The 25491-nt window shown below is 67.7% G+C and carries 25 protein-coding genes and 5 pseudogenes; 17 read left to right on the forward strand and 13 right to left on the reverse strand.

Annotated features, from left to right (window positions below; genetic code table 11):
- The first annotated feature begins 237 nt into the window (after window positions 1-237).
- From J7E88_RS32865 to J7E88_RS32885, 5 genes and pseudogenes are all read left to right on the forward strand, one after another.
- Window positions 238-498: a hypothetical protein gene (locus J7E88_RS32865; protein ID WP_215187122.1), complete on the forward strand. Its 261-nt coding sequence runs from the start codon at window positions 238-240 to the stop codon at window positions 496-498.
- Between the two features lie 466 nt (window positions 499-964).
- Window positions 965-1288: pseudogene (locus J7E88_RS32870) on the forward strand (aldehyde dehydrogenase family protein); the annotation flags it as partial.
- Window positions 1289-1501: 213 nt separating this feature from the next.
- The gene (locus J7E88_RS37190) at window positions 1502-3190 is read left to right on the forward strand and encodes a GMC oxidoreductase (protein WP_215187123.1); all 1689 of its coding nucleotides are present in this window, start codon (window positions 1502-1504) and stop codon (window positions 3188-3190) included.
- Window positions 3187-4734: a patatin-like phospholipase family protein gene (locus J7E88_RS32880; protein WP_215187124.1), complete on the forward strand. Its 1548-nt coding sequence runs from the start codon at window positions 3187-3189 to the stop codon at window positions 4732-4734. Before J7E88_RS37190 ends, J7E88_RS32880 begins: the two co-directional genes overlap by 4 nt.
- Before the next feature lie 78 nt (window positions 4735-4812).
- Window positions 4813-6657 carry a hypothetical protein gene (locus J7E88_RS32885; RefSeq protein ID WP_215187125.1) on the forward strand — a complete coding sequence of 615 codons (1845 nt, stop codon included), beginning with the start codon at window positions 4813-4815 and terminating at the stop codon, window positions 6655-6657.
- A 219-nt stretch (window positions 6658-6876) separates the two neighbouring features.
- On the opposite strand, the gene J7E88_RS32890 is transcribed toward J7E88_RS32885, so the two are convergent.
- Window positions 6877-7191: a hypothetical protein gene (locus J7E88_RS32890; protein ID WP_215187126.1), complete on the reverse strand. Its 315-nt coding sequence runs from the start codon at window positions 7189-7191 to the stop codon at window positions 6877-6879.
- Between the two features lie 203 nt (window positions 7192-7394).
- Between J7E88_RS32890 and J7E88_RS32895 the strand changes: the two genes are divergently transcribed.
- Window positions 7395-7931 (forward strand): hypothetical protein, encoded by a 537-nt coding sequence (locus J7E88_RS32895; protein ID WP_215187127.1) that lies wholly within the window; start codon window positions 7395-7397, stop codon window positions 7929-7931.
- Between the two features lie 381 nt (window positions 7932-8312).
- Here J7E88_RS32895 and J7E88_RS32900 read toward each other — a convergent pair whose 3' ends face one another.
- Window positions 8313-8735, reverse strand: coding sequence for a hypothetical protein (locus tag J7E88_RS32900; protein ID WP_215187128.1), 423 nt, complete (start codon window positions 8733-8735; stop codon window positions 8313-8315).
- Between the two features lie 338 nt (window positions 8736-9073).
- Between J7E88_RS32900 and J7E88_RS37195 the strand changes: the two genes are divergently transcribed.
- From J7E88_RS37195 to J7E88_RS32920, 4 genes are all read left to right on the forward strand, one after another.
- Complete coding sequence (locus J7E88_RS37195; protein WP_215187129.1) at window positions 9074-10210, forward strand: YecA family protein; 1137 nt, start codon at window positions 9074-9076, stop codon at window positions 10208-10210.
- Window positions 10211-10612: 402 nt separating this feature from the next.
- On the forward strand, window positions 10613-10939 hold the full coding sequence (locus J7E88_RS32910; protein ID WP_215187130.1) for a hypothetical protein: 327 nt from the start codon (window positions 10613-10615) through the stop codon (window positions 10937-10939).
- 760 nt (window positions 10940-11699) lie between these two features.
- Window positions 11700-12197 (forward strand): hypothetical protein, encoded by a 498-nt coding sequence (locus J7E88_RS32915; RefSeq protein WP_215187131.1) that lies wholly within the window; start codon window positions 11700-11702, stop codon window positions 12195-12197.
- A 144-nt stretch (window positions 12198-12341) separates the two neighbouring features.
- Window positions 12342-12659, forward strand: coding sequence for a hypothetical protein (locus tag J7E88_RS32920; RefSeq protein ID WP_215187132.1), 318 nt, complete (start codon window positions 12342-12344; stop codon window positions 12657-12659).
- 21 nt (window positions 12660-12680) lie between these two features.
- On the opposite strand, the gene J7E88_RS32925 is transcribed toward J7E88_RS32920, so the two are convergent.
- Complete coding sequence (locus J7E88_RS32925) at window positions 12681-13295, reverse strand: PASTA domain-containing protein (RefSeq protein WP_215187133.1); 615 nt, start codon at window positions 13293-13295, stop codon at window positions 12681-12683.
- A gap of 409 nt (window positions 13296-13704) precedes the next feature.
- On the opposite strand from J7E88_RS32925, the pseudogene J7E88_RS37580 reads away from it, so the two are divergent.
- Window positions 13705-14010 (forward strand): annotated as a pseudogene (locus J7E88_RS37580) (transposase); the annotation flags it as partial.
- 20 nt (window positions 14011-14030) lie between these two features.
- On the opposite strand, the gene J7E88_RS32935 reads toward J7E88_RS37580, so the two are convergent.
- Window positions 14031-14291 carry a helix-turn-helix transcriptional regulator gene (locus J7E88_RS32935; protein ID WP_215187134.1) on the reverse strand — a complete coding sequence of 87 codons (261 nt, stop codon included), beginning with the start codon at window positions 14289-14291 and terminating at the stop codon, window positions 14031-14033.
- Between the two features lie 283 nt (window positions 14292-14574).
- On the opposite strand from J7E88_RS32935, the gene J7E88_RS32940 reads away from it, so the two are divergent.
- On the forward strand, window positions 14575-14814 hold the full coding sequence (locus J7E88_RS32940) for a hypothetical protein (RefSeq protein WP_215187135.1): 240 nt from the start codon (window positions 14575-14577) through the stop codon (window positions 14812-14814).
- A gap of 58 nt (window positions 14815-14872) precedes the next feature.
- On the opposite strand, the pseudogene J7E88_RS32945 reads toward J7E88_RS32940, so the two are convergent.
- Window positions 14873-15043, reverse strand: a pseudogene (locus J7E88_RS32945) (IS5/IS1182 family transposase); the annotation flags it as partial.
- A gap of 1481 nt (window positions 15044-16524) precedes the next feature.
- Between J7E88_RS32945 and J7E88_RS32950 the strand changes: the two are divergent.
- From J7E88_RS32950 to J7E88_RS32965, 4 genes are read left to right on the forward strand one after another with little or no spacing between them, the layout of a single operon-like run.
- On the forward strand, window positions 16525-17292 hold the full coding sequence (locus J7E88_RS32950; protein WP_215187136.1) for a HisA/HisF-related TIM barrel protein: 768 nt from the start codon (window positions 16525-16527) through the stop codon (window positions 17290-17292).
- Window positions 17293-17319: 27 nt separating this feature from the next.
- Window positions 17320-18072 (forward strand): HAD family phosphatase, encoded by a 753-nt coding sequence (locus tag J7E88_RS32955; RefSeq protein WP_215187137.1) that lies wholly within the window; start codon window positions 17320-17322, stop codon window positions 18070-18072.
- Window positions 18063-18341 carry a MoaD/ThiS family protein gene (locus J7E88_RS32960; protein ID WP_215187138.1) on the forward strand — a complete coding sequence of 93 codons (279 nt, stop codon included), beginning with the start codon at window positions 18063-18065 and terminating at the stop codon, window positions 18339-18341. The genes J7E88_RS32955 and J7E88_RS32960 overlap by 10 nt, the downstream gene beginning before the upstream one ends.
- Before the next feature lie 3 nt (window positions 18342-18344).
- Window positions 18345-19589, forward strand: a complete 1245-nt coding sequence (locus tag J7E88_RS32965; protein WP_215187139.1) for a sugar MFS transporter — start codon at window positions 18345-18347, stop codon at window positions 19587-19589.
- Window positions 19590-19897: 308 nt separating this feature from the next.
- Here J7E88_RS32965 and J7E88_RS32970 read toward each other — a convergent pair.
- The 6 genes and pseudogenes from J7E88_RS32970 to J7E88_RS32990 all read right to left on the reverse strand — a co-directional run.
- Window positions 19898-20122 (reverse strand): annotated as a pseudogene (locus J7E88_RS32970) (transposase); the annotation flags it as partial.
- 7 nt (window positions 20123-20129) lie between these two features.
- Complete coding sequence (locus J7E88_RS32975; RefSeq protein WP_215187140.1) at window positions 20130-20789, reverse strand: GNAT family N-acetyltransferase; 660 nt, start codon at window positions 20787-20789, stop codon at window positions 20130-20132.
- Window positions 20790-21082: 293 nt separating this feature from the next.
- Window positions 21083-21430: pseudogene (locus J7E88_RS36575) on the reverse strand (transposase); the annotation flags it as partial.
- 176 nt (window positions 21431-21606) lie between these two features.
- Window positions 21607-23001: a Mucin-2 gene (locus tag J7E88_RS32980; protein WP_215187141.1), complete on the reverse strand. Its 1395-nt coding sequence runs from the start codon at window positions 22999-23001 to the stop codon at window positions 21607-21609.
- A gap of 136 nt (window positions 23002-23137) precedes the next feature.
- Complete coding sequence (locus J7E88_RS32985; protein WP_251023563.1) at window positions 23138-23371, reverse strand: hypothetical protein; 234 nt, start codon at window positions 23369-23371, stop codon at window positions 23138-23140.
- A gap of 390 nt (window positions 23372-23761) precedes the next feature.
- A complete protein-coding gene (locus J7E88_RS32990) occupies window positions 23762-24061 on the reverse strand; it encodes a hypothetical protein (RefSeq protein ID WP_215187142.1) in 300 nt (99 codons plus the stop codon).
- Between the two features lie 315 nt (window positions 24062-24376).
- Here J7E88_RS32990 and J7E88_RS32995 point away from each other — a divergent pair, with 315 nt between their 5' ends.
- Window positions 24377-24565, forward strand: a complete 189-nt coding sequence (locus J7E88_RS32995) for a hypothetical protein (RefSeq protein WP_215187143.1) — start codon at window positions 24377-24379, stop codon at window positions 24563-24565.
- A gap of 117 nt (window positions 24566-24682) precedes the next feature.
- Here J7E88_RS32995 and J7E88_RS33000 read toward each other — a convergent pair whose 3' ends face one another.
- Window positions 24683-25234, reverse strand: coding sequence for a hypothetical protein (locus tag J7E88_RS33000; protein ID WP_215187144.1), 552 nt, complete (start codon window positions 25232-25234; stop codon window positions 24683-24685).
- Between the two features lie 67 nt (window positions 25235-25301).
- The gene (locus tag J7E88_RS33005; protein WP_215187145.1) at window positions 25302-25490 is read right to left on the reverse strand and encodes a hypothetical protein; all 189 of its coding nucleotides are present in this window, start codon (window positions 25488-25490) and stop codon (window positions 25302-25304) included.
- Between the last annotated feature and the right edge of the window lies 1 nt (window position 25491).

Genomic DNA, 25491 nt, shown 5'->3' on the forward strand with positions numbered 1-25491 from the left:
AGGAGGATCAGCACTACGCGCAGCAGCAGCGGGACCGGGCCGTCGGCCGCACAGCGCGGCTGCGCCGGGACGCCGGTGAGGCAGGAGCCCGCGAACTGACGGATTCGCCGGCTCCGTAGGGGACTACCGGCTGAGCCCCCGCTGCGGGCGGGGACGCTGCAGGCCGTCGAGACGGGGCCCCGGTGCAGTCTGCCGGGTCGCCTCCCTGGCCACCAGGGCGGCACGTGCCGTGTGCAGTTGGGCACGGTCGATTGCTTCGGCTTGCTGGTGCGCCGGAGGAAGCTCTCGGCGCCGGTTCTGCTCACCATCGATCAGCCCCAGCTGCTGCTTGATCTGAGCAGTCTGCTGGTGGGCGTGCTGCTGGTCTTCGCGCGCGGACTCGCGCGCCCGGTTCACTGTCTCGGGCGGGGTTCCTTGGGCTGCCATCTGCTGGACCAGGCCCGTCCATGTGCTTCTCCGCTTGCCGACTGGCGGTGTCGGCGGCTTGCGCAGCTTTGACCAGGTGACCGCGTCGCCGGTCGATCTCGTCGTCTGTCTGGAACTGCAGAGGCAGCGGCTGACGGTCGGGCAGCGGCTCGGTTGCGAGCCTGCGCAGCAGGTGCTGGGCTGCTTCGTGGGCGGACCGGGACGGGCTGCTGTGGTCGGGGATGCGGCTACCAGGAAGCGCTGCGCCGCGTCCGGGAGGCCGCTGCCCGCCCTGGCTCGATGCCGCAGGACGTGAGACTGCAGTCCCGCCTTTCCCCGGATTTCCTGCCGAGTGGCGAGACTTTAAGTCCACTTTGTGGCTTCGCGTCGTTGTCGTTGGGGGAGCGAGGTCCCAGCGGTTTCTATCGCCGTCGCCAGCGAAGCAATGAGCTTCCGCTGTTCGCCCGCTGGCACGCCCCAATGGCTCAACCGCTCCAGGATGCTCCTGACCTCGGACACCGCTGAGCGACGCGCCTGCCGGTCTCCTCCGGAGCCTGCTCAGGAGGAGATCTTCGGTCCGGTCGTCGCGGTCACTTCCTTCACGGACTTCGACGACGCGATCGCCACGGCGAACGACACGCTGCACGGCCTGGGCGCCGGCGTCTGGATGAGGGACGGCAGCACGGCGTACCGGGCGGGCCGGGCGATCCAGGTGGGCCGGGTGCGGGCGAACTGCTACCACGCCTACCCGGCACATGCCGTGTTCGGCGGCTACAAGCAGCCGAGCATCGGGCGCGAGACGCACAAGATGATGCTCGACCACTACCAGCAGACGAAGAACCTGCTGGTGTCGTACTCCCCGAAGAAGCTCCGCTTCTTCTAGCGGCGGCGGAGCAGTGCGCCTGACCTGGGATTTGGCCCGGAAGGCGTCCTGCCACTCGCCGCGTTGCGTTGGCTGCGCGGCGCTCGAGGCTGCGGGCCGACGCTACGACGTGCGCGCCACCACACGTGGGTGAACCATTGAAAGAGGTCGTGCGTTCAGCAGCCGTATGCGGGCGAAGTCAAACTTGGGCTTGGACTTCTAGAGGTGGCGAGCGTGGACGATTTCGATGCCGTCGTCGTCGGATCGGGTTTCGGCGGGTCCGTGACCGCTTTTCGCCTGGCCGAGGCAGACCTGCGCGTATGCATTCTGGAAAGAGGAAAGTCGTTCCCGCCCGGGTCTTTTCCACGTAGCCCCCACGACACGGCCAAGAACTTCTGGGATCCGGATTCCCACCTGTACGGGATGTACGACATGTGGAGCTTCTCGAAGCTCGACGCCCTTGTGTCCAGCGGGCTCGGCGGAGGCTCGTTGATCTATGCGAATGTACTGATTCGCAAGCCGGAAAGCTGGTTCGTACACGAGTCGTTCGACGGCGGCTACGAGAACTGGCCCGTCACACGTGAGGACCTCGATCCTCACTACGATCGCGTCGAGACCATGCTGGGGGCGCAGCGGTACCCGTTCCATGAGAAGCCTTACCAGGACACACCCAAGACCGCCGCCATGCAGCAGGCGGCCTCGCGGCTGGGTCTTCCGTGGGAGCTTCCACCGCTGGCCGTCTCCTTCGGAGACCCCCCGGTGCCCGGCGTTCCCATCGAGGGCGGTGAGAACAATCTGCACCACAGCCCACGCTATACGTGCAGACTTGTCGGTGAATGCGACCTGGGTTGCAACTTCGGCAGCAAGAACAGCCTGGATTTCACCTACCTCAGCGCCGCGGACCGGCTCGGGGTGGATATCCGGCCCTGCTGTGAGGTCCGCTCGTTCGAACCGATCCGAGGGGGGTTCCTGGTCTCGTACATCGCGCATGGCGCCGCCGGGGGCGGAGATCCGCACGCGGCTCCCGAGCGGCGCACCGTGAAGGCCAGACGGCTGATTCTCTCCGCCGGTACCCTCGGCACCACCTATCTGCTGCTGAGGAACCGCAGCGCCTTTCCTGCACTCAGCCCGATGCTGGGTAATCGTTTCTCCGGAAACGGGGACTTTCTCGGGCTGGTGCTCAAAGCACGCGAAAGGCGTCAGGACCGGCCGGGGAAGACGATTCCTCGCATACTGGAACCGAGTTTCGGCCCGGTCATCACGAGTGCGATGCGCATGGACCGCAAGGCGCACGGCGAGACAGCCCGGGGTTTCTACATCGAGGATGCCGGTTACCCGGAATTGCTCAACTGGCTCGTCGAGCACAACGTCCTCACCGTGTCCAACCGGGTCGCGAGGTTCCTGCTGCGGCGAGGCTGGTCGCGGCTGACCGGAACCGCCAAAAGCCGTGTCGGTCGACAGCTCGGTGAGGCCATGGGCAAGGGGCTGTTCACAGCGACGTCCCTACCGTTGCTCGGCATGGGCAGGGACGTCCCCAACGGCCGGATGTTTCTCCGGGACGGGCATCTGGACCTCGACTGGCATCTGGCCGCCTCCGATCAATACTTCGACCAGATGAACGAGACCATGGAGCGCGTGTCACACGATCTGGGCGGGCGCTACGCCTCGAATCCCCTGTGGTGGCTCAACCGCCTCATCACCGTGCATCCCTTGGGTGGCGCGCCAATGGGGCGCACTGCGCAGGAAGGCGTGGTGGACTCCTTCGGGCGTGTGTACGGCTGTCCGGGGTTGTCGATCGCCGACGGCTCGGTGATGCCCGGTCCCGTGGGCCCGAATCCTTCACTCACCATCGCGGCGCTGGCCGACCGGTCGGCCGACCGCATCATCGAGGATCACCGGAAGAACCCTACGAGGCCGTCATGACGACTGGACAGGGCAGCGAGCCCCGCAGCGGATCCCCGCGCAGATCTCTCATCCTCGCCGGCGGCGGGCTGAAGGTGGCCTTCCAGGCGGGGGTCCTCCAGGTCCTGCTGGACGAGGCCGAGCTGGAATTCGACCATGTCGACGGCGCCAGCGGAGGCGTTTTCAACCTCGCAATGTACTGCCAGGGGATGTCCGGGCGCGAGATTGCGGACAATTGGCGCGGTCTCTCTCCTTTGAAGGGCGTCACCCCGAACTGGCGTGAGTTGCCGAAGGGGCCGTACGCCCGTTCCCTGTTCACGCTGGACGGCTATCGGGGTCGCGTCTTCCCGGACTGGGGGCTGGACTGGGAGAGAATCCGGGCCACCGATCGGGAAGCCACCTTCAACCTCTACAACTTCAGCGCCAATGAACTGGAGGCAGTGACCGCTGACCGCATGGACGAGGATCGCTTCTGTGGCGGGGTGTCGCTGCCCATGTGGTTCCCTCCGGTCGTCATCGACGGGCAGACCTACATCGACCCGGTCTATCTGACCGATGGAAACGTCGAGGAGGCGATTCGGCGAGGCTGCGAAGAACTGTGGATCATCTGGACGGTCAGCCGACGGCAGCGCTGGCGGGACGGCTTTCTGGCCAACTATTTCCACATCATTGAAACGGTGGCCAACGGTCAGTTGGGGCACTGGCTGCGTCGGATCGAGGTCAGCAACGCGGCCATCCGCAGAGGAGACCACGGAGAGTTCGGACGCCTGATCGATGTCAGGCTGCTGAGCGCCGAGGTCCCACTGAACTACCTGATCAACCTCAGCAGGGACCGTTTCACACAGGCCGTGGAACTCGGAGTCCGTCGTGCTCGCCAGTGGTGCACGGCCCAGGGCATTCCCTGGAAGCCCAGCGCCGCTCCGGACCGCCCCGCCGACCCGACACGCATTCGATTTACCGAACGCATGGTCGGCCGCGTCACCTTCGGCGAGAACGACTACCGGAAGGGGGCCTCGTCGGAAGGTGGAGCAGCCGCTGACATGGCCTTGCACCTGACCATCGACATCCAGGGTGTGGACCGCTTCATCGTCAGTCCGGACCATGAAGCCTCACTGCAGGGAGAGATCGTCTGCCAGGAACTGGGCGGACGCCTTCCGGTCGAGCGAGGAACCTTCCAGCTGTTCGTGGAACACTCCGACCCGGAACACCTTCGGATGCGTTATCGCTTGTTCTTCACCGACCGAGCCGGTCATCGGCTCACACTCAGTGGATACAAGAACGTCAGCGAGGACTCTCGTCGGGGGATCTGGAAGGACACGTCCGTCCTCTACACGCGCATTGTTCGTGGCCATGTCGATGCCGACGAAGAGTCCGAAGCCGAGTTGGTGGCCTCGGGAGCCGTGCGCATCCGCCCGACCGACTTCCTGAAGCAACTCACCACCTTCCGGGTCGAAGCGGCAACGCTCCCCGGCAAGGCGTCCACGCTGGGACGCTTCGGGCAGTTCTTCTTCGGCAAGCTGTGGGATGTGTACGCGCAGAACCTCTTGCCCTGGTCACCACTGTGACCGATGGCCATGCTGCCACGTGACGCCGAACGGCGACGACACGTCCCGTGAGGGATCAGGGCCAACGGAGGAGCCATCGTGGACGTCCATGAGTTGCGCAAGCACGCGGCGGCGCTACGGTTCACCCCGCAGGAACCGGTGCGCTGGCTGGCACCGAAGGAACTGGCTCGTACGGCGGTCAAAGTCGGGCTGGCCGCCGTATTCGCCGACTACTCGGACAAGCGCGAGATCCAGGGCGCGCTGCAGGCCGATCTCCTGCGGGCACCCTTGGCGAATCCGGGCGCCGAGGAGATCTGGATCGACTTCGTCGCCGACCTCGGCGACGGCTTCGAGGCGACATACTCGGTGGCATCCGCACTGGCAGCGGCCCGGCTCGCCGTCACCGGGCCCGACTCGCTCCCTCGTGGCTCGCTGCTCGTCCTCGGAGGGGACCAGGTGTACCCGGTGGCATCCACGACAGCGTACGAGGACAGGATGAAGGGGCCCTACCGCGCCGCGCTCCCGTCTGCACCGGACGAACCGCTCATGCTTGTGCTGCCGGGTAACCACGACTGGTACGACGGACTCACCGCGTTCCTACGGGTGTTCGCCCAAGGAAGGCCCATCGGCGGCTGGCAGACCCGGCAGACCCGGAGCTACTTCGCCGTGCAGCTGCCCCAGCGCTGGTGGCTCGTCGGGCTGGACAGCCAACTCGGCTCCTACTTCGACGATCCGCAGCGGCGCTACTTCGAGTCCTATCTCTCGCCGCGACTGCTGCCGGGTGACAGCGTGATCGTCTGCTCCGCCACGCCCACATGGGTGAAGAGCAACGAGGAGCCCAACGCCTTCAACTCCCTGCACTGGTTCGACCGAAACATCATTCGGACCCGCTTCAACCCGGCGACCCGGAAACGAGAGGACACAGGCGCGTCCATCCGACTGTGGCTGACCGGCGACAGGCACCATTACGCCCGCTACGCGGAACGGTTGCCCGATGACCGGCCCGGATCCGACGACGCCCTGCCTCCGGAACCCCGGCGGCGCCAGATGGTGACGTGCGGCCTGGGCGGCGCGTTCCTGGCAGCCACACACAGGCTCCCGAAAGCTCTGCCGCTGCCGCCGGCCACCTCGCGGATGCGGGAGAAGGACGACCCGCCGCCGGCATTCGCCCTCGCACAACACACGTACCCCGACGCGGAGGAGTCCCGCTCGCTTGCTCGCGCGATCGCCAAGCCGTGGTCGCGGTACTGGCTCCCGCGGCGCAACCCCGGGTTCGCCGTACTGGCCGGGGCGCTGCAGCTGGTACTCGTCTTGCTGGCGAGTGGCGCGTTTGCGCTGGCCGAAGGCAGACTCAATCCCGTCGACGCCCTGCGCAGGGCCGGCACCGGCGACCTGCTCGGCCTGCTCTGCACGAGTGTCGCCCTCTTCGTTCTGCCCTTCGTGTTCGGCTGGGGGAACGGGCTGCTGCGCGGACGGTGGCCCAGGGCACCGTCCGGTGCGATCGTCGCCGTGCTGTTTCAGTTGGCGGTCACCGTCGCGGCACTGTCCGTCACTGTCGTCGTGGCCCGGTCCATCCCATCCTCATGGAACGGGTTCTGGCGCCTGGCGATACTGCTGGTCGTCGCTGCTGTGATGGGCGCGTTCCTCGGCTCCCAGCTCTTCGCCCTGTGGGTGCTGTGGACGGACCGGGGCCTGGTCGCCGAGTGGCAGATGTCCGGGCAGTCCATCGACGACCGCAAGGGATTCGTGCGGATGCACCTCGCACCGGACGGCACCCTCACCCTGTACCCGCTGGCGCTCGACGCCACCTGCCGGGACTGGCTCCTCGACGAGGTTGTCGACACCCCGGCCGCGTGGCTGCGGCCGGTGCCCAAGACGCTGCCGACGGTGCGGCTCATCGAAGAGCCCATTGTGATCAGACGGACGGGGGTGCCCGGTGCCTGATTCAAGACTCCAACCAACCGGACAGAAGGTCCCGATCAACTGACCCACCAAGTTGTGCTCCAGTCCCGGTCTGACCACCGAGGCCGCGGGCTACTACCGCAGGGCCTCCTCGCTCAGCGCCTCAGCCCGCATGGACCATGCCGTATTCCTGACGGAGACCACCGGCGACGCGTGCTGGCCCGAGGCGCCCGGCCTCTTGGTCCAGACCCCCGAGGAGGGTTACGAAGGCGCCGCGACGTCCTCGGAGTCCTGCATAAGTAGCGCGGCGACCTCGCTGACGCCGAGCACGGGTACGGCCTTGCGGCCGGGACCGGGCACCAGGCCGCCCAGTGGAACTTCGGCCTCCTCTGCAAGCGGCAGCGGCGGTACGAGGAGGCCGAACGCTGCTTCCGTCAGGTCGGGGAGGACGACGAGGACGTCGTCGCGCAGCTCGACCGGATCGCCGCGATCCGCGAGGGCGGCACGATCGCCCCCGGCAAGGACCTGCGCCGCCTGCCCGAGCTCTGCGGGCGTGCGGAGGCGGGTGACGTCCACGCCTCGTACGCGTACGGGAAGATCCTCGGCGACTGGCCGGCGCGGGCGACCGCCACCTGGTCCGGTGGATCGAACCCGCCGCGTTGGTCGGCGACCCGGAGGAGACCTTGCGGAGCTGTACGGGTCGCTGCGCAGGCCCACGTTGCGCGACCAACTGGTACCCGAGGGCGGCCGAGGCGGGGCACCACGACGGGTGCAACCAGATGGGCTGGCTCTCCGAGCCCCACCGGGACTACCAGCAGGCCGAGCGCTGGTATGTGTTCGACCGCAGCGGCGTGTTCTACGAGCTCGCCCGCACACCCGTCAAGGTGCTGGTCCTGAAGTGGGCGTACGAGCGGCTGGAGACCTCAGGCGTCCCCATGAGCTGGCACATCGAGGACCACCGCATCCGCCTGCGTCACGGCCGCTACAGCACGCGTGTGCTGCTGATCGGCTCCGGCTTCGACGCCGTACGCGAGGAGTGGATCGGCGGCCTGCCCCGCACCGGCGGCCGCGTGCTCGCCGGCGACCGCGTGCTCGCCGGCGACCGCTTCCGCCGGGCCGTCAACGAACGCGGCACCGTCGTCGACCTCGCCAAGATCAAGGCCGTCCCAGCCTGCTGGACAAGCTCCGCCGCGAACTCACCGGCGGTGCCGTCCCGCAGCCGCGTACGGCACCGTTCCGCACCCCCTCATGGGTCGCCTGGACCTGCCCGGACACCGGTAGCGAGCGGCGCGGCGTGGTCGTTGGCGAATCCCTGAGTGACGGTCTGCGGGAGACGGTCAGTTGAACTTCGTCATCTGAGTACCAGTGGCGCAGCCTCAGTGACCTGGTGGTTGTCACTGACGGGTGGTGCTCACCTGTTGCTGACGTGAGTGACGAAAGGCCAGGTTATTCTCACGCCGACTGCTATAGCAGGTGCAGAGTTTGCGCTGGTCAGGGGCGTGAGGGCCCCGTTGTCACCGTTCCAGCCCTCATGCGGGGCATTGCATGCCGCGCGGCTGACTCTCCTGCCCGCGCGGCGAAATGTGAGACGGCGCCGACGGCCCGGATGGCAGCCGATACCCGTACTGGAGACGGCGCTCCGCTCCCGGCCGAGGTGCACGGCGCTGTTCTGCCACCGTCCCCCAAGCCCGGAGGCGTCAGGATGACTGTGCCGGGACGGTCAGGCAGTTGAGAAGCTCCACAGCGGCGGCGGTCGCGTCCTGCTGAAGTGCCAGGTCACCCACGAGGGACGTGGTGTCGCATTCGTCGTCACCAAGCTCTGTCAGGACGTGAACGCATTCGCCACCACCGGTTGCATACTCGCGCCAGACCCTGCCGATCACGGGACTGTCGTGGACCACTCTGTTGCGCCGCTTGACGGCGGCATCGATGTGGTCAAGCGCTGGCGGGCATTCGGTGTCGCAGAAGCCGCCGATCTTCTGTCGTATGTTCTGCAGCAGCCGTCCCGCGGGCTGGTCGGTGCGGGCAGCCAGGTCGAGGCGCGAGAGGATCATGCCGAGCACTGCCTCGGTTTCTGCGGCTTGGACCACCACCAGGCCCCGGAGCCGGTTCAGTTCCAAGGCCTCGGTTCCGTCCCAGGGCGCGGTGTCTGGGTGGTGAGGGTGTCGGTGGGCCTGGACGGTGCTCCACGCAATGGCGCGTATTCCGTAGCGGGGTGACTCGGTCGTCATTCGTCAAAGTATCAGTGCTTCCCATGACAGGAGCCAAGAAGTTTCTCTCGCCCATCGCTTCGTTCGTTCTGCCACGAATCAACGATGGTCGTCCGCAGCGCCAGGACGCAGGAAACGAACGGCTTGCACGCTCGGCATCCGGTCATTGACCAACGGTCCTGCATCTAAAGTGCACCGGTAGTCTGGGCGCGTGACGCCCACCAATGGAGCGGGCAGTGGAGGGATGTGTGAGCTTTGAGGAACGAGTCGTTCGTGCCCTGGGCAGGGAACGGGCCGACCGTGTTCAGGCGGCAGCCCGGCAGTTGATGACGCGGGCCGACGACGAGGCCCAAAGCACGCAGGCCGTGGTTCACATCAATGTACCGCTGCACGCACACAACGCCCACGACGCGACAACCGAGCTCGCCAACCTGCTCAACGCGGCCGCACCGGAGGAGACCTGGACGTTCGTCACCGTCTCCCATCCCGACGGCACGTGGTCGGGCAAGGCGAGCCCGTTCATGCAGGACACCACCGCGCTCGGCTCACGGGACTGGATTGCTCACTTCGCCCTGTCCGACCTCCACATGAGAATGGCGGCCTGGCGGCTGACCCAGCTGTGGCGCGCCACCGAACTGGCCGAGCAGACCGTGGACGCCCTGGGCCGCTGGCGGCTGCTCGTCGCGGCCGCATGCTCCCGCTCCCTGCTGGAGGGCGCGGCCGCCCTCAACCACGAAACAACCCTCCTCCACGAGGCATGGGACACGTTCAAGAAAGCCGGCCCGCCCACCACCGACTCCCTCACCCGGTTCAGTGCTGACCTCAACAACCGCCTGGCAAAAGTCCAGTACGCCTCACGCGTCGGACAAAGCGCCGGCCAGCCTCCCGTGCTCCAGAGCACTAACGTGATGACCTACATCAACAAACTGGCCAAGAACACCACCACCGTCGGCGTGCTCGACCTGTACGAATGGCTGTGCGACGCAGTCCACCCAAGCTTCGGCTCCGCCACCACTCACACCGTGCTGCGGGCCTCGGACCGGCCCAAAACCCATGCCATCGAGCACTACGCACGCCGCCCCCTGAAGCCGCTCGCCGCCTCCGGCTACGTCATGCAGCCGACCGTCGCCCACGCCGCTGCCGACGCGCTCGTCCTTGCCGCCGATGTGGTCCACACCAGTCTTTCGCTCGTGAAGTGGAACATGGACGACATCGGCCTGACGGCAGAGATCTACGGCCTCAACCGTCTCTCCTATGCTGGCGGCAGCGACCAGCCACCCCAGCGCAGTGACGCATGCCCGTGCGGCAGCGGCCGCAAGTACAAGCGATGTGTGCACCGGTGGGGGCAACCAAGCACTCCACCCCCACCGGCCGCTGAGCCCTGAGAAGCCAGGCGGTAGCGCCAGTCTCGCTGCTGGTCCGTGGAGGAACTGGCTGTAGGTTCACGAGGTGCCCCACTCGCGCAGCGCCTTGAAAACAGAGCCGCTGTCCAGCTCGTGGCCTCGATCCAGACTCTTGAGGAGAGCCGTGGAACTCGTCACGCGGTCGGGGTAGTACAGCTCGGGTGCCAGGCAGGCGGGGCAGTCGCTCAGGAGGCAGAACGGCGAGAGGGGGAGGGGTCCGTCGTTTGGGGGGATGAGGTAGAGCTGGTCGTTTGCCAGAGGGTGTGCCGTGCCGAAAGAGACCGTTGCGAAGTCGGGGTGGTCTCCCATCAGGGCCAGGCCTGATACGCGGAACTTCCCGGCATCAGGCATCCATTGGAGCCGGTCGGTGTGTACCCATCGGGTGTGGGCGAGGAACGCGCATCGCGACAGGCTGCTGAGCATCAGCGATTCGATGCGCCCAAGGCTCTTTTCCAACTCGGCCCGTGTGCGTGGGCCTGCGGCGTGCCGGATCTTGTTGCGGAGCACGACCAGTTGGTCGAGATCGGCAATCAGGCCTTTCCCGCCCTTCTTACGGGCTGTTGCCTCGACGAGGCCGGCGGCGGGGTCACCGTGCTGGCTGGACTTTTTCACCGGGCCGGGCTCGATCCGGGTGCTATCGACTTCGAATCGCCGGACATGATCGAGTGGCAGGGCGGCGGCGCTGATGTGTGGCCGGACCTGCCGCCGTAACCGTACGCGGGGGCGGGGTGCAGGAAATGCCGGTTAGATTGATCTCCGCAGACTTCGCGGGCCTCCGAGCCGCGGGGAAACGACCCATCGGCACTTGTATTCGGCAGGGCGAGTGGGGCACGGGTGGTGGGCTGGGGGCAGCCATCGTGGCCGCCGGGGAGCGGGATTACTGCCAGGGGGATGTAGGGGTGCCGTCTGGGTCCAGCCCGTAAGGCCACCGCCCTTCGGCCCTGAACCGCGTCACGTGCAGCGTCAGCTTGCGGGTGTCGCCAGCGTCAACGGCCGGGCGGTAAAGGGCCTCAGCACTTTCTCGGTCTCCCGCCCTCTCCCGCATCGCGGCCAGGTACCGCAGCCCGCAGGTGTCGCCCGCGTCGGCGGCCTGACGGGCCATGGCCTCGGCGCCCTCTCGGTCCCCCGCCCTCTCGCGCACCGTGGCCGAGCAGTGCCTTGCGGACCGGCGCGACCTGTGGGCGCTTGCCCACAACCCCCACACGCCCAGCGATGCCGTCGCCCGCCTTGCGCGCGACCGTGACCCGCACGTACGTGAACGAGTGGCCGCCCGGGCTGATCTGGACCCCGGGCTGCTGGCAGAGCTGACCCAGGACCCGGATGATTCCGTGCGCACCCGAGCCGTGCTGCACCCACTTTCGCGTGCCTGGTCGGAACGTGGTGCCATCGATCGGATCATCGGCCACGCGGCTGAGAACATCGGCCCTATCGGCGAGATGCTCGTCGAGCCGGAGACGAGCTGGTACGAATCGTGCGCCGCATCCACGCATCCTCTGCTGCGCCGAATTGCCGCTACCTGCCCCCAGCTGCCGCCGACCCCGACCCCGACTGCGACGTGCGCCACCTGCTGGCCTGCAACCACCCGCTCGCGCCGCCCAGGATCATCCTCGACGCCTTCATCGCAACGCCACGCCAACGCCCCTGCCTGCTCACGCTTCCCCGCCTGCCCCGCACCGGTCTGCACCACCTCCTCGACCACGACGACCCCGACGTCCGTGCCCTCGCCGCTGCGGACACCAGCCTGGCCCGGCCACCCGTCCGCCTGCTTGCCGACCCCGAGTCGCGCGTTCGTCGAGCCGCGGCCGCCAACCCGCTCCTTCCCGTCGACCTGATCGCATCGCTCCTGAACGCCCCGGAGCATGCCGAAGGAGCCGCAGCCAACCCGAACCTGCCGGCTAAACGCCTTCACAAGCTGCTCGACCTCAGCGGGCCCCCCGGGCGGCGGCACACTGAGCCCGCAACTCCCTAAAGATCATTCACGGAACTCCGGCCAGAACCATTTTCAACGAGCCCCATCAGCCTCGCCGATCTCGTCGTCCGCGACTGACCCGAGCGGGCGGGCCTCCCCGATCCGCTCGGCGGTCTTGCCGACGCTGGTCGAGAGCTGTGGTCCGTGTTCGGGTTGACGTCATGGCTGGTCGATGAGATCTGGCACGACGAGCGGCGCGAGCAGGCCATCCGCGCCGAACTGCTCAAGCACATGCGCGAGAAGCGGATCGAACCGCCCACAGCTGACCAGATCAGCACGGTGATCCGCTCCGCGCTGCATCAGGCCGAGGAGCGCGCCACGCGCGGGGATGGTCCCTCGCGATGGCGTATGCGCGCGAGCTCTTCCGTCTGCTCCCCGCACGCGCGGGGATGGTCCCGGGGGACGGACCGCTCGGCCGCGAGCCGGGCTGCTCCCCGCACGCGCCCCGCACCCTCGAAATAGCGTTCGACCACGTTGCGCAGGTCAGCAGTTCTCGCCAAACTTCACTGCGCTGATCTGCACGGGCTGCCCGTTAAGCTTTGCGCCAGCAGTTGGATCCGTGGAGCAGACCTGCCAGTTCGACTCGACGAGCACCATGCGGTCCTGTCCCGATACGTCCTTCACCGTGATGCTTGTCGAGCTGTCGAGAGACTGGCGGGCGACCTTAACCGACTTGCCTACGAAGTTCGGCATGGCTCCGTCGGCCTCCTCGAGCTCGGCCTGATCCCCGCCTGATGGGCAGTCCTCCTCCAGCTTGACCGTGCTGAAGTCGACCTTCGTGTCGGTCGGGTGCTGGCCGGGCGCCGGGGTCTGGGAGCAGACCTTCCAGCCTCGGTCTAGAACCTGATTACGGCCCCGGCCGAGGGCGTCGTGTGACGTGAGCGTGTAGAAGCCGGACTCCTGCGCCTCGTCCTGCGCGCTCTGCAGCCCCTTGCCTACCAAGTTGGGGAGGGCGGCCGACTCGGCCGAGGGCTTCTCCGTGCTGGCCGACGCCTTGTCGTCGCCGCTCGGTGCTGTTTGGGCGCCGGAGTCGGTGGGTCCGCAGGCAGTGAGGGCAGCAAGGAGCAGCACAGCGGCTGGGGTGATGCGGGTGCGCATGGGTCTCCCAAGGACATCGCGGATGAGAGCGCCCATCATGCCGAGGCGCACGCAACCTGGGGCGGAAACGACGAAGGCCTTCCAAGAACCGGGAGTAGATCGCAAGAATGAGGAACTCGGCCGCCCAAGGGGGAAGGAGAGCGTCGATCCGACGACCAAGGGGGCGCTGATAGGTGCTGGCGCCACGGCTGTGGGCAGCGTGATCGCATGGGTCGGTGCTCGGGCCCAGCCAAGGCGGCACTCAAGGCAATGACAGTGCAGGTCAGGGCACAACCCCTCGACGGCATGTGACAGATGCGGCGCACTCCTATGCGGAGCTGCTCAAAGGTACCGAGGGCCCTGTGGCATCGGATCGCTGAAGCGCACGGTGCCGCCAGGGGGCTGCAGCTGCTCCTAGGTGGTGCTGGAGGTGAGGGCCTGGGCCGGGTTCACCAGCAAGCTGCACCTGAGCGCTGACGGCCGCTGCCGCCCGCTGTCCCTGATCGTCACACCAGGTCACCGAGCGGACTGCACCCAGTTCAAGCCGGTCGTGGAGAAGATCCGCGTCCCGCGGACCGGACCAGGCGGACCGCGAAAGAAGCCCGACAGCCTCGCGGCGGACAAGGCATACAGCAACGGGCCTTGCCGTGAGTACCTACGTATCCGGCACACCATGCCGGAGAAGACCGACAGCCAGGCCGCCCGCCTGCGCAAAGGCTCACGCGGCGGACGGCCACCCGGCTTCGACGAGGAGCGCTACAAGAAACGCAACACCGTCGAGCGGGCGATCAACTGGGGATGGGCCTCTGCGAGCGCGGCGGTGGGCAGACGCAGTAACTGGGCGCGGACCTCGTCGGTCACCTCGCACGCCTGGACGAGCGCCTCCACCGTGGAGCGGTCCGGGAGCCGTTCCCCCGACAGGAACTTCGACAGCAGGGAGGGGCTGACGTTCAGCTGCGCGGCGATCACCTTGCTGGTCCGACCGCTGACGGTGACGAGAGCTCTGAGCTGCTGCACGAGCGCCAGTTTCCGGGGCCGTCCCTCGAACGGCTGCGATCTCAGCTGCCCCAGACCCCGGCGAGCCGGCACGGCCTGACCGTCACCGCCGGTTCCCTCCCTGGCAACGTTCGCCATGGTCATCCCCCCAATTTGACAGTCAAGGAAAGAAGATCGTTCCCCTTGGCGCACCCACCTGCCGGGCCGTCACTCTCAAAACGACACGCCCCCCGGGGAACCCCTGGGCACAGCGCCAGCAGCGGCGTGGCGTCCACAAGTCCTCTATGCGCCAAGGAGCACTATCATGCCGAGTCGTCCCGCCCCTCGTGGCCCGTTTCCTGTTGATCTGGTCGTCTTTCTGGCGACCCTGGCCACCGGCTGCATCCTTGTCCTTGTCGGACACGTGACCCCTCAGGCACTGGCCGGCTACACCACCGCTCTGGCAGGCCTCTACGCCGCCTGGCACCACCGCCCCACACGCCAGACCTCACAGCCGACTCCACCCGAGGCCGCACGAGAGACTCCCACCACGCTCGACCGGTGATGAGCGGTCCGGGAGCCAGGAAGCGGATGCGGCGCAGAAGCGTGCCCGTGGGCTCGCCCCTGGCCGAGGCGAGCCAGGCCATGGTGCGTTCGATGGTCCAGCGGTGACGACCCAGTCGCATCGAGGTCTCGATGCCCTTGCGGGCGATGCGGTGGGTGATTCCGCGCTCGCGTAACCATCGCCGCAGGTGAGAGTAGTCGTAGCCCTTGTCGGCATGGAGCTTTCCCGGTCACCGTGGTGCCGTCGGCCACCGCCCTGAGACCGCATCGGCGCCTCCGGAACCACCCCCTGGAACAGCTCCCACAACTCGTCCGGCACCAGCCGTTCAACGACCTAATGCCCCGTCAGTCACCGACACCCGACCTCCGACCGTGAACGAGATCCGCCGCATGTACGACCGGATCGTCCTCGCCCCCGCTCGCGCCGCACGGACCTGGCTGGCCATGCACTGGCACCGCTGACGCACCGCCACCAAGTCCGGGCCCGAGCCAGCCACTACCATGCCCGAGCCGCACGAGCTCACTCACCGTGAAACCACCGGCTGTAGTACTAGAGCCTTGAAGCGCGCTACCGGCCAGATGGAATGTCATTTTAAAGCTACACAACCCGCCATATGTCACTTGGCCAACTTTCACGCTAGACACTTCGAGCGAAAAGCGTAGTAGTCGGATGAATGAAGGTTGACTGGCGACTTAGGAGAAAAATCTAGCGCCGATGCAGTGGTCAACCGGACAGCTCGCGGCTTGTAAAGGGGGATGGCAAGCTTGGCGCAAAAGTGCTGTGCAACCATCGTGAGCCACCTGTAACTTGATCAAGGAGCAATTGCTTGGCGTATATGCCGAGCAATTGGCCTCACGTTGACCGCAGCGGGGCTCACTATCGTCTAGAGTTCGGGAAGGCCTGACGTTTCCACGCTTACCGAAAAATCATGACCTCAACGACTCTCGGACGATCACGCCTAATCAGATGAGATTCCATCTCGGCGAGAACCCCTGGGGGGAGAGTCCGCAAGCATTCGAAACGGTAAAGGGGTAGCCGCTCGCAATTAATCTGTACCCCGATCCTAGGCATGCCGACCTAATCGATGCGCTGGCCAAGCGTTATTCTGTGTCGCCAGACCGCATCGCCCTTGGAAACGGGCAGATGAAATAATTCTGATCTTGGCTTTGGCGTTCCGAAGCAGAGGTCGACCGTCCTGCCTCCCACTTCGACCGGGCGTCCCCGTAGCACATGCTGGTTGCAGAACCGCCTCCCCCCCTTCAAGGGCACCTGAACTGACGGTTTCCGCCGCGCGTCCGCCTCCCTGTAAAGCATTGGCCGGATGAGTTGGCGCGCCCGAAATCGACTGACGAGAAAGGGTTTCCTTTGGCCGCGACTCGACTGGAGCGCACCGCAACATTCAAGCAGGACGGTTTTGCGTTCACCAGCCCCTTACCCTCCAGGGTGGAGGTCCATGTTTACCAGAGCACTAAGAGCGTGCGCGAAACCGCCCACAGCGACGGCTAATTTAAATATACAAGTACCCGACTGAGGTTGACAGTTGGGCTGTCTGCGACCAAGATCCAGAAGTCGACTGCTACACGCGGACATTTTGCCCTGCGAAGCGCGGGTCCGATGAATCCGCCAGCGCATTCGCCGACGGAATTCCGAAGGTATAAAGAACCACCACCGCACCTCACCACTCTCCCCCTGAAACGAAGGACAACTGCCATGACCACGTCTGCCGTCAACACCGCTGTGACCACCGAGCCCTGGCTCTCCCTCCGCGGCCGTGAATTCCACTCCCGCCTCATCCTCGGTATCGAGCAGTACACCGACCCCGCTCTGGTCAGCGATGTCCTGCGGGCCGGCTCGTGCGACGTCTTCATCACCACCTTCGATCTGGAGCAGACCAAGCCGAGCCTGCTGATGTCGGACCTGGACGAGGCGGTGGGGCTTGACGACTACGTATGGATCGGGACTACGTCTTTCGCCCGCTCCCAGAAGGACGCGCTGCTCACCGCACGCCGACTGCGCGAGTCCTACGGGATCGATATCATGAAGCTCGACGTCAGGCCCTCGGACAATCTGCCGCATAATGCCCAGACGGTCACGGCAGCGGCGGAACTGATAGCGGAGGGGTTCGACGTCCTCCCGTTCATCCTGCCCGACCCCGCTACGGCCAGCGCGCTGGAGGAGGCCGGCTGTTGCGCCGTACGGATCATGTGTTCGCCGGTGGCCAGCGCCGAGGGGGTGGTGGACGAGCGTGCGGTGCGCGAGACCATGGCTGCCGTGTCGGTTCCGGTGATCCTGGAAGGCGGTCTGGGCACTCCCGCTCAGGTCGTCCGGGCGATGGAACTCGGCGCTGACGCCGTGCTGGTCAACACCGCGGTCGCACAGGCTCCCGAGCCCGCCAGGCTCGCGGCGTCCATGCGGCTGGCAGTGGAGGCGGGGCGGCTCGCGGCCGACCAGGGCCTGGTCGGTCCGCTCGACAAGTAAGCAAAAAGGCAAACGGAGGTACCACCCGTGCAGTTCTCTGCCGTGCTGTTCGACATGGACGGTGTCCTCGTCGACACCGACCGGGCCATCGCCGACCTGTGGCACCGGTTGGCCTCGGACTCCGGACTGGTACTCAGCGACGGCGACTTGGCGGCTCATGCGTTCGGCTGTGTCCCCGAGCACACCGTGGAGACGCTCTTCGCTCCGCTCGCGGAGCGGGACCGGGCCGAGGTGCTGGCACGGGTGCGTGCGGCCGAGCCGGACCTGGCGTGTGAACCGGTTCCACACGCCACCGATCTGGTGCGGGCACTGGCCGCCGCGAACGTCCCGCTGGCCCTGGTCACCGGCGCCTCGACGGTCCGTGCCTCACGGGCGCTGGACACACTGGGGCTGGCAGGCCTGTTCGACACCACGGTGACCTGGGGCGAGGCGGCCCGCGGCAAGCCCGCGCCGGACTGCTATCTGCTCGCCGCGCGCCGCCTGGGCCTGCCGGCCGCCAAGTGCCTGGTCTTCGAGGACACCCCCAGCGGGGTGCGAGCGGCAACCGCTGCCGGTGCCACCTGCCTCGGAGTGAGCCGCGGCGATCGGGGGGCCCTGCGCAGCAGCGGCGCGTGCCACGCCGTGCCGGGCTTCGAGGCGGTGTCCTTCCGTGGCGACCCGGCCGGTGCGGTGCTCACCGTGGCGGACACCGAGGAGTTCCACCTGCGCTCCACCGCGCGCCACCGCCCGGTGGCGGCGGCCACCGAAGAATCGACAGAAGGAGGATCGCCATGGCGGTGACCGTCCGGATTCCCACCATCCTCCGCTCGTACACCGCCGGCGCGGCAGAAGTGTCGTTGTCCTCCGGCACGGTCGGCGAAGCGTTCACCGCGCTGGAAGGCCGTTTCCCGGGAATCTGCTCACGCATCCTGGACACCGAAGGAAAGCTGCGCCGGTTCATCAACGTGTACGTGGAGGACGACGACATACGAGGCGCCGAAGACCTGCAGACGGCCACCCCCGATGGATCGAGCGTCACCATCATCCCGGCCGTCGCCGGAGGCTGTTGACCGATGACCGTCCCGCGACGACACGAACCCACCGTCCCTCGCGGGACGGTCGCCTCGTCCGACAGCGAAGCCCGTCCGCCGGCCCCGGAGTTCCGACGCGACCGGATCACCGCTCTTGGGTACACGAGCCTGGCGGCATACGCCTACTGCCTCTACGCCCTCGCGCCCTTCCTCACACTCCTGCGGCGTGACCTGGGCTTCAGCTACCTGGTCGTGTCCCTGCACTCGACCACGTTCGCGGCCGCCAGTCTGCTGTCGGGGCTGCTCTTCCCCCAGGCGCTGCGCCGGCTGGGACGGCACCGGCTGTTCTGGGGCTCGGTAGCCGGCACGGCGGGTGGCGCCGTGCTGCTCGCGCTCGGCCCGACGGTCGCGCTCACCCTTCCCGCGGCCGCCGTGCTGGGTGTGACCGGACCGATGCTGCAGACCTCCACCATGGCGCTACTCTCCGCCCACCACGTCGCGCACCGGGACCGGGCCCTGGTGGAGGCCAATGCGGCGGCGAGCCTGGCCGCGGTGCTCGCCCCCGCGGTGATCGGCTCCCTGGGCGGCTTCGACGGCGGCTGGCGGGCCGGGATGGCGCTGCCGGTGATCGCCCTCATGGTCCTCGCGCTGCTGGGCCGGGGCACGTCCCTGTCCGGGCAGGGGACCGCCGCCACCGCCCGGAGCACCGGGCGGCTGACCGGCCGCTTCTGGTTGCGCGCCGCCGCTCTGGGGACCGTCGCCGGAATCGAGTTCGGCACGGTGTTCTACGGAGCGCCCCTGCTGGTGGACAGGCTGGGGATCAGCGTCAGCCACGCGGCCACCCTGATGACGCTGTTCGCAGTGGGGATCCTGGCAGGGCGGCTGGCCGGAAGCCGGTTGGTGAGCTCCCCGGGCCGGGCGCGCCGCCTTCTGGCCGGTTCGCTGCTGCTCGCCGCGACGGGCCTGGGAGTCCTGTGGCTCTCCCACACGCTCATGCTGTCCGGCGGCGCACTCCTAGTGGCGGGAGCGGGGGTGGCCAACCTCTTCCCGCTCAGCTTCTCGCAAGCGATCGCCGCCGTACCGGACCGCTCCGATCTCGCCTCCGCACGCAATCAACTCGTGGTGAGTTCCGCGATCATGGCCGCCCCGCTGGCTCTGGGCGCCCTCTCCGACCAGGTCGGGGTGTCCGCCGCATTCACCGTGCAGGGCCTGATGATCGGTGTGGCGCTGCTGCTGACGGCCGTGGACGGACGGGTCGCACCGGGCGGGGCCGGGTCGACGCCGTAATTATCTGGTCGCGTTCAGAGTCCATCTACGCTCGTCGCAGCGGGATCGCGCAGTCCCGTAGGTTGCGGAGCCGTGGCAGAGCGGCCCAATACGATCGTCGTGGGGGAGGCCCCCTGCACGCCGATTGATTGAGTTTGGGGCGGTCCTGCCCCGCTCCGTCCGCGGGTTCGAATCCCGCCGGCGCCGTAACCGACCAATCGCCGGGCGCCAGCTGTGGATGCGAAGCGCCAGCGACGCATGGGCCACAACCCGCCCTCCAACCTCCCCGGCCTGGGGTCAATCGAACGGTGTGACCAGGGTGGTTTGGGTTACTGACGAGCCGCCGTCAGGCGGCCGTCGAAGGTGATGTCGAAGGCGTTCAGGGCGGTCTTCCAGCGGCTGGTCCAGCGGTCCTGGCCCCTGCCGGTGGGGTCGAGCGACATGATCGCCATGTAGACACACTTCAACGCCGCCTGCTCGCTGGGGAAGTGCCCGCGGGCTTTGACCGCCCGCCGGATCCGCGCGTTCACGGACTCGATCGCGTTCGTCGTGCAATCGAGCTCAGCTTGAGGCGGCGAGATCTGCTTTCGGGCGCCTGCGTTCGAGGCTGCGAGCGATTCGCTGTTTGAGCCTCGTCTGGCAGTCCGGCCACTCCGCTGCGGTGATCGAGAAGATCGCAGAGTCACGGAGCTGGCCGTCCTCGCCCGGTGCCCTCGACCGGGACCAGTTCCGCAGCACGCCCTCGAAGCGTGCTCCCACCCCTTCGACCGCGGCCCGCGAACGGCTGTTACGCGCGTCCGTCTTCAAGTCGAGGCGTGCGACCCCCCAGTTCTCGAAGGCGTGACGGAACAACAAGTACTTGGCTTCGGTGTTCACCTCCGTGCCTTGGGCCGAAGCCGCGAGCCAGGTGAAGCCGACCTCGACCGCGCACAGACTGTCTCCTGCCGGCCATAGCCGCGGATCCCAGTAGGCCGTGGCCCCGACTGCGCGCCCCGAGGACTGCTCGACCTGCGCATACGGGGACAGCTTCCCGGCAGCGGCACGGGCGAACTGGGCTTCGATGTACTGCTCGACCTCGGCCGCCGTAGGCACCCAGGTGAACCGATACGAGCTTCGGTCCTCTTCCGCCGCCACCGCCAAGTCCGCCGCATGGCGATGATCAAGTGGCTCCAGGCGCACCAGCGTGCCTTCCGGAACCGGTCCCTCAAGCGTGAAACGCATCGATCACCAATCCAATGCCAACACAGGTTGTTCGTATCCAGGCCGCAGGATCGCAGCGCTTCAGAGCCATCGCGTCATGTCGCGCGAATTCGGCACGGAGCAAGGCCCGCTGGACGGGGCCTGGCAGCTGAGGACGTTCATCCGCAGCGCGGCTGTGCTTCCGGCCTCAGCCGTTCACCGCAGCCCCCGCACACCCGCTCTCCGGGCGGTCCCGGCGCCATCGGACACGCGGCCAGCCCAGGCCCCGAAGCTACTCAAAACCTGGGATCAGAAACAGGCACTCATCTTGTTCTTTATGGTCTGGCCTGGTCACGTTCGGCAATGGTCTCGGGCGGTCTGACTGTTTTGCTCACGTCGTATCGGGTGGCGGGGTGACGGTTCTTCGAGCCGAGCGGCCTGCCGGGACCGGGCCGGTTGGGTTTCGGTGCCCGGGCTGGTCAGGGCAAGTTCGGGCGGAGGTTCCTGAACCCCCGGCGGACCCGGGCGGGCGTGAGCCGGCCGGGCTCGGCCGGCTTCTCCCAGGGGCGACGGAGGTCAGCGGCCAGCGGCCGGGCGAGGCGAAGTTGGGTGTGGGCCGCGATGACCAGCCAGGTCCACCGGTCCGCGGCCTCGGGGGTGCGGAGCTTCGGACTCCGTGACCAGCTCTCCGAACGCGCAGAAGACCTCCAGACATCCCGAGCCACGAACCGCGAGTTGATGACACAGCTCAACAGCACCCCTCACCGCCCCCGCTGACCTGCGAACCCAGATACCAAGCGCTGGTCGGTGGATCGCAGCCTTCACTTTGGGGTGCGAGCAAGTCGGTTCCGCCCGGCGGTCAGGCGGGAACGCCAGCCCGGTCCAGGACGGCAGCCATCTCGTCCTCGGGGAGCGCCGGGTTGGCACCCGCGCTGGATGCCAGTTCGGGGACGAGGAGGGCCTCGCGGAGCCGGTGGAGCGGGAGGCGCGGGTCGCGGGCCGCCGCCTGACGCGTCCAGACGACGGGGTCGTGGCTGAGCCGTTCGATCAGCTCCGGCTTGGCGGCCGGATCCCGTACGGCCAGCCGGCGGTAGTTCCCGTCGGGGTGGTTCGCGTAGCTAGTGGCGAGGCCCTCGCGGGGAAAACGAGGGTGCGTCTCCGCCATCCAGGCGGAGAACGTCCCACCCAGCCGCGCAAACACCCGCATCAGGACCTCCTCCGGAGCGTCGGGGTGGTGAATGCCCAGGAGGTTCTCCACCACCGGGTCCTCGACGCGTGCGAGCAGGCGCAGCAGGTCGGGCGGCAGGTGAGGGCTCCGGGCGGCGGCGCGCTGGAGCAGCGGGTGAGCGGAGGTCGCGGCCCGGCGCATTACCTCGGGGTCGGCGAGCCCGTCCCGTACCCACCACACGCCGTCGCCCCTGTCGAGGTCCCCGGCCGTGAAGTCGATGGCCATGCGCCGCGTCTCGTCCAGCTCGGGCCGCAGGGAGACGGCGAGCCGTACGGCCTCGTCGGGGTCCACGGCGAGCCGCTCTACGAGGTCGGCGGGCAGCGACGGGGTCGCGGCAAGGGAGGTCAGGTGCGTCCGCTCGGCGACGCACCGCTCGGCGTCGACACGGTCGAGGAGCCCGCGGCGCAGCGCCTCGGCGGCGGACTTCGGGTCGCGGAGGAGTTCGGCGGTCACGCGGGCGTCCCGCCGGCACTGCTGCAGCTCGGCGGCCCGCCGCACCTCGGTGTCGGGGTCGGCCAGCAGTGCCGACCGGTCGCCCGCCGACAGGGCCTCCCATGCACGCACCGCTTCCCGGCGCGCTGCCGCACGGTGATGAGTGGCCATCGATGCCACGAACCTTGGCGCCAGATGGGGCGACTCCAGCAGGGCCGCGCGTACGGAAGGATCCGGGTCGTCGAGCAGGCGGGCGCACACGGCATCCGGGAGCGGCGCGACCTTTGCGCGCGGGTCGTACACCTCGGGTCCATATGCGAGAGCTGCCCGCACCTTGGGAGAAGGATCGTCCGCGAGCCGAGCCCGCTGCGCAGGCTCCGCTCTGGCACTCATGGCGAAATCGATCCGGGCCCCCGGGTTCGGATGGGCCAGGATCAACGCGACGGCCGACTCGGGGAGTCCGGCCCGGTGAAGAACGTCACGGGGCGGACGGTCACCGTCTGCCCCGAAGGCGAGCAGGCGCAGCAGCAGCGGCGTCGGCAGCGCCGGATTTCGGGCCACTCCGTCCAGCGCGGATGCGTGGAACGCCACCATGATTCCCCTACCCCCTGTGTCTTCCCCGACTGGTCCGCGCCCATGATCTCGTATGCCATGCACGACATCTGTCGACCACCGTTGCACCGGTCCTTGAGACTTTGACCAGCACAGATGCCTACCGAGGGAAGGGCTTCTAAGTCACCAGCCCAACAGAAGCGGCGTGCTGGAGGCATGCCTTCCTGCCGTCCGCGGTGCCGTGCGTCGTCCTCTCCCCGGTCTCCGGGTCCTCGTAGGTCACTGGTGCCTCGTCAGACGCGCCCTTGACCCGGGCGCAGAAATCACTCTGCAACCAGAAGTCCCCAGCGGCCGAGGCGGCACGGGTCAGGCCGAGCAGAGCGGCGAAGGTGGCGGCGTTGCGATGCGGCATGCGTGTCATTCCTGTCTGTGAGGCGGTGCAGGATGGGCTGTCCGGTCCTCCGCACCGTCCCAACCGGGGTTGAGGCGGCACGGGGCATCGGCAGACCGCAGGCGGCGAGGTGATGGCGGATCTCGTTCATGCTGGTGACGGGCACCGGCTGCTCGCTGTCGCCGGACAGGAGAGTGAACGCGTGCTTGGGGCCGTACTGGTCCCGCCAGCTGCGCTGGTGGAGCACGATGCCGGGCGCGAGGTAGAAGGTTGCCTCACCGTTCTCGTAGCCGCGCCACCGGCCGCTGTCCCGGAGGAAGTTGTCGCCCTGGTCCAGGGTGAAAGCGGCGTTCGCGGCGCGGTGGGCGGCGTCGTCCGCGGTGGCCGAGGCGACCTGGGCGAGCGCCTCGTTCAGGGTGTGAGGGGCGGCGGGGGCGGCCTTGGACCGTGATCGGTCGTCGTGCAGGTCTTGACGGTCAGGCCGCGCAGTGGGGCGAGGATCAGTTCGGTGAGGCTGTAGAGGGAGACGGCGCTGATGACGGCGACGGCTCCCGCGATGGCGAGGCGGTGGTCGATGGGCCAGCTGTCGGGGGAGTAGCTGTAGCTGACGTAGGTGCCGAGGATTCCGCCGAGCAGCGTGACCGCCATGCTCGAGCCCTCGATCACCGCGTCGGCGATACCTGCGGCGACGCGGCGTACGGAAGCGTTCATGATGAGCGTGCTCCTTCTTCTGTCAGTTGCGCTCTGGGAGGGGAGGGGGCGTGCTCCGGGGCGGCCGGGCCCGATGCCGACGGCCGCCCCGGGCGATTCAGCGGCGTCACGTGAGAACGCGGTGATGCGGATATCGGCGCCGGAACGATACGTCGGTGGGAAACGCGGGAGTGGTGCTGGTCAGGGCGGTGCCGACGGGGAGTTGGCGGCGCTGCGGGAGCTGGCTCGCGCTGTTGGTCACTCTCAGCGTCCTGGATGAGGGGCCGAGCGAGGCGGCGAAGGGTGTCACGGTCGGGAACGAGGTTGTTGAGGTTGTTGATCGATGTCTACGGGCAGCTGGGTGTGGATGCGCGTTCGGCGGCAGACCATGCTGCAGGCCGGGCTGCCCGCATACTCCAGGGCGGCGAGCCGGAGATCGGCTCCGACGCGGTGGTCGACACCGAAGGGCAGATCTGGCCGGCCTTCACCGACGGGGATGGCGCGCTGTGGACTCGAGGACGTTGAGGTCGTGGTCGACGCGTTGATCGTCGACGGGCGGATCTTGAATGCATGGCGACGAGAGCGGCTGGCTTCGTAGCGCTCTCGACGACTGACCGGCCCCCGCGCCGGTGCCCGAGTGATCTACAGGCCGCGGGCATCGGCCAGGAACGCTGCCTCGTCCAGCATCCGCAGGGGCACGCGGCTGTTGCTCCAGCCGTCGTTGAACGACGGCACCGAAGTGACGTCTGAGCCGAAGGCGCGGCGGATGGCGTCCAGGAGGACGGATACGGCGTCGGCTTCCAGGCCGCTGTTGCCGGTGGCTTCGGCGCGGATCACGCCGTAGAGGCAGCGGGCGCCCTGCTCGTCGACCAGGGCACCAGTGCACCAGCCGCCGGTGAGCAGGCGGTGGTGGGCGCGCTGCAGGAGCGTGGCCACTGGGGTCGAGCAGTGGTCCGGCATCGGCTTGAGGGCCGGGGTCAGCGGGACGGTGACTACGTCGCCCAGGTCGACCGGCTCGGTTGAGATGTGCGCCGTGTTGACCTCGTAGGCGACCTTGGCTTCGTCCAGCCGTACGGTCATCGCCGCGTTGATGAACGTCAGGCGTTCCTCGAGGCTCAGTTCCGCTGGCGACGCGAGAACCTCGGTGGTCTGGGCGGAGTGGTCTGTGGCGGGGGAGGGGTGAGTCTGAGGCATCCGGGCTCCCTGGGGTGTCGAAGGCGGGGGTCGGTGGCGGCCTTCGACGCCGGCGGCCGGGGCGTTGTCAGATGCTGGAGATCCAGCCGGTGACGGTGCTGATCGCGTCGGTGATGACGGGCGCAGCGCTGGTGGAGGCGAGGAAGAAGCCGAATCCGGCGCAGGGCAGGGCGGGCCAGATCCGTAGGGAGCCGTTCCGGATGAGGATGAAGACGACGATGGCGAGCAGGACGACGGCGGAGATGGATACGGCCATG

Origin of the sequence: Streptomyces sp. ISL-10, assembly GCF_018614575.1 — a bacterium.
In the GTDB taxonomy this organism is placed as follows: Bacteria; Actinomycetota; Actinomycetes; order Streptomycetales; family Streptomycetaceae; genus Streptomyces.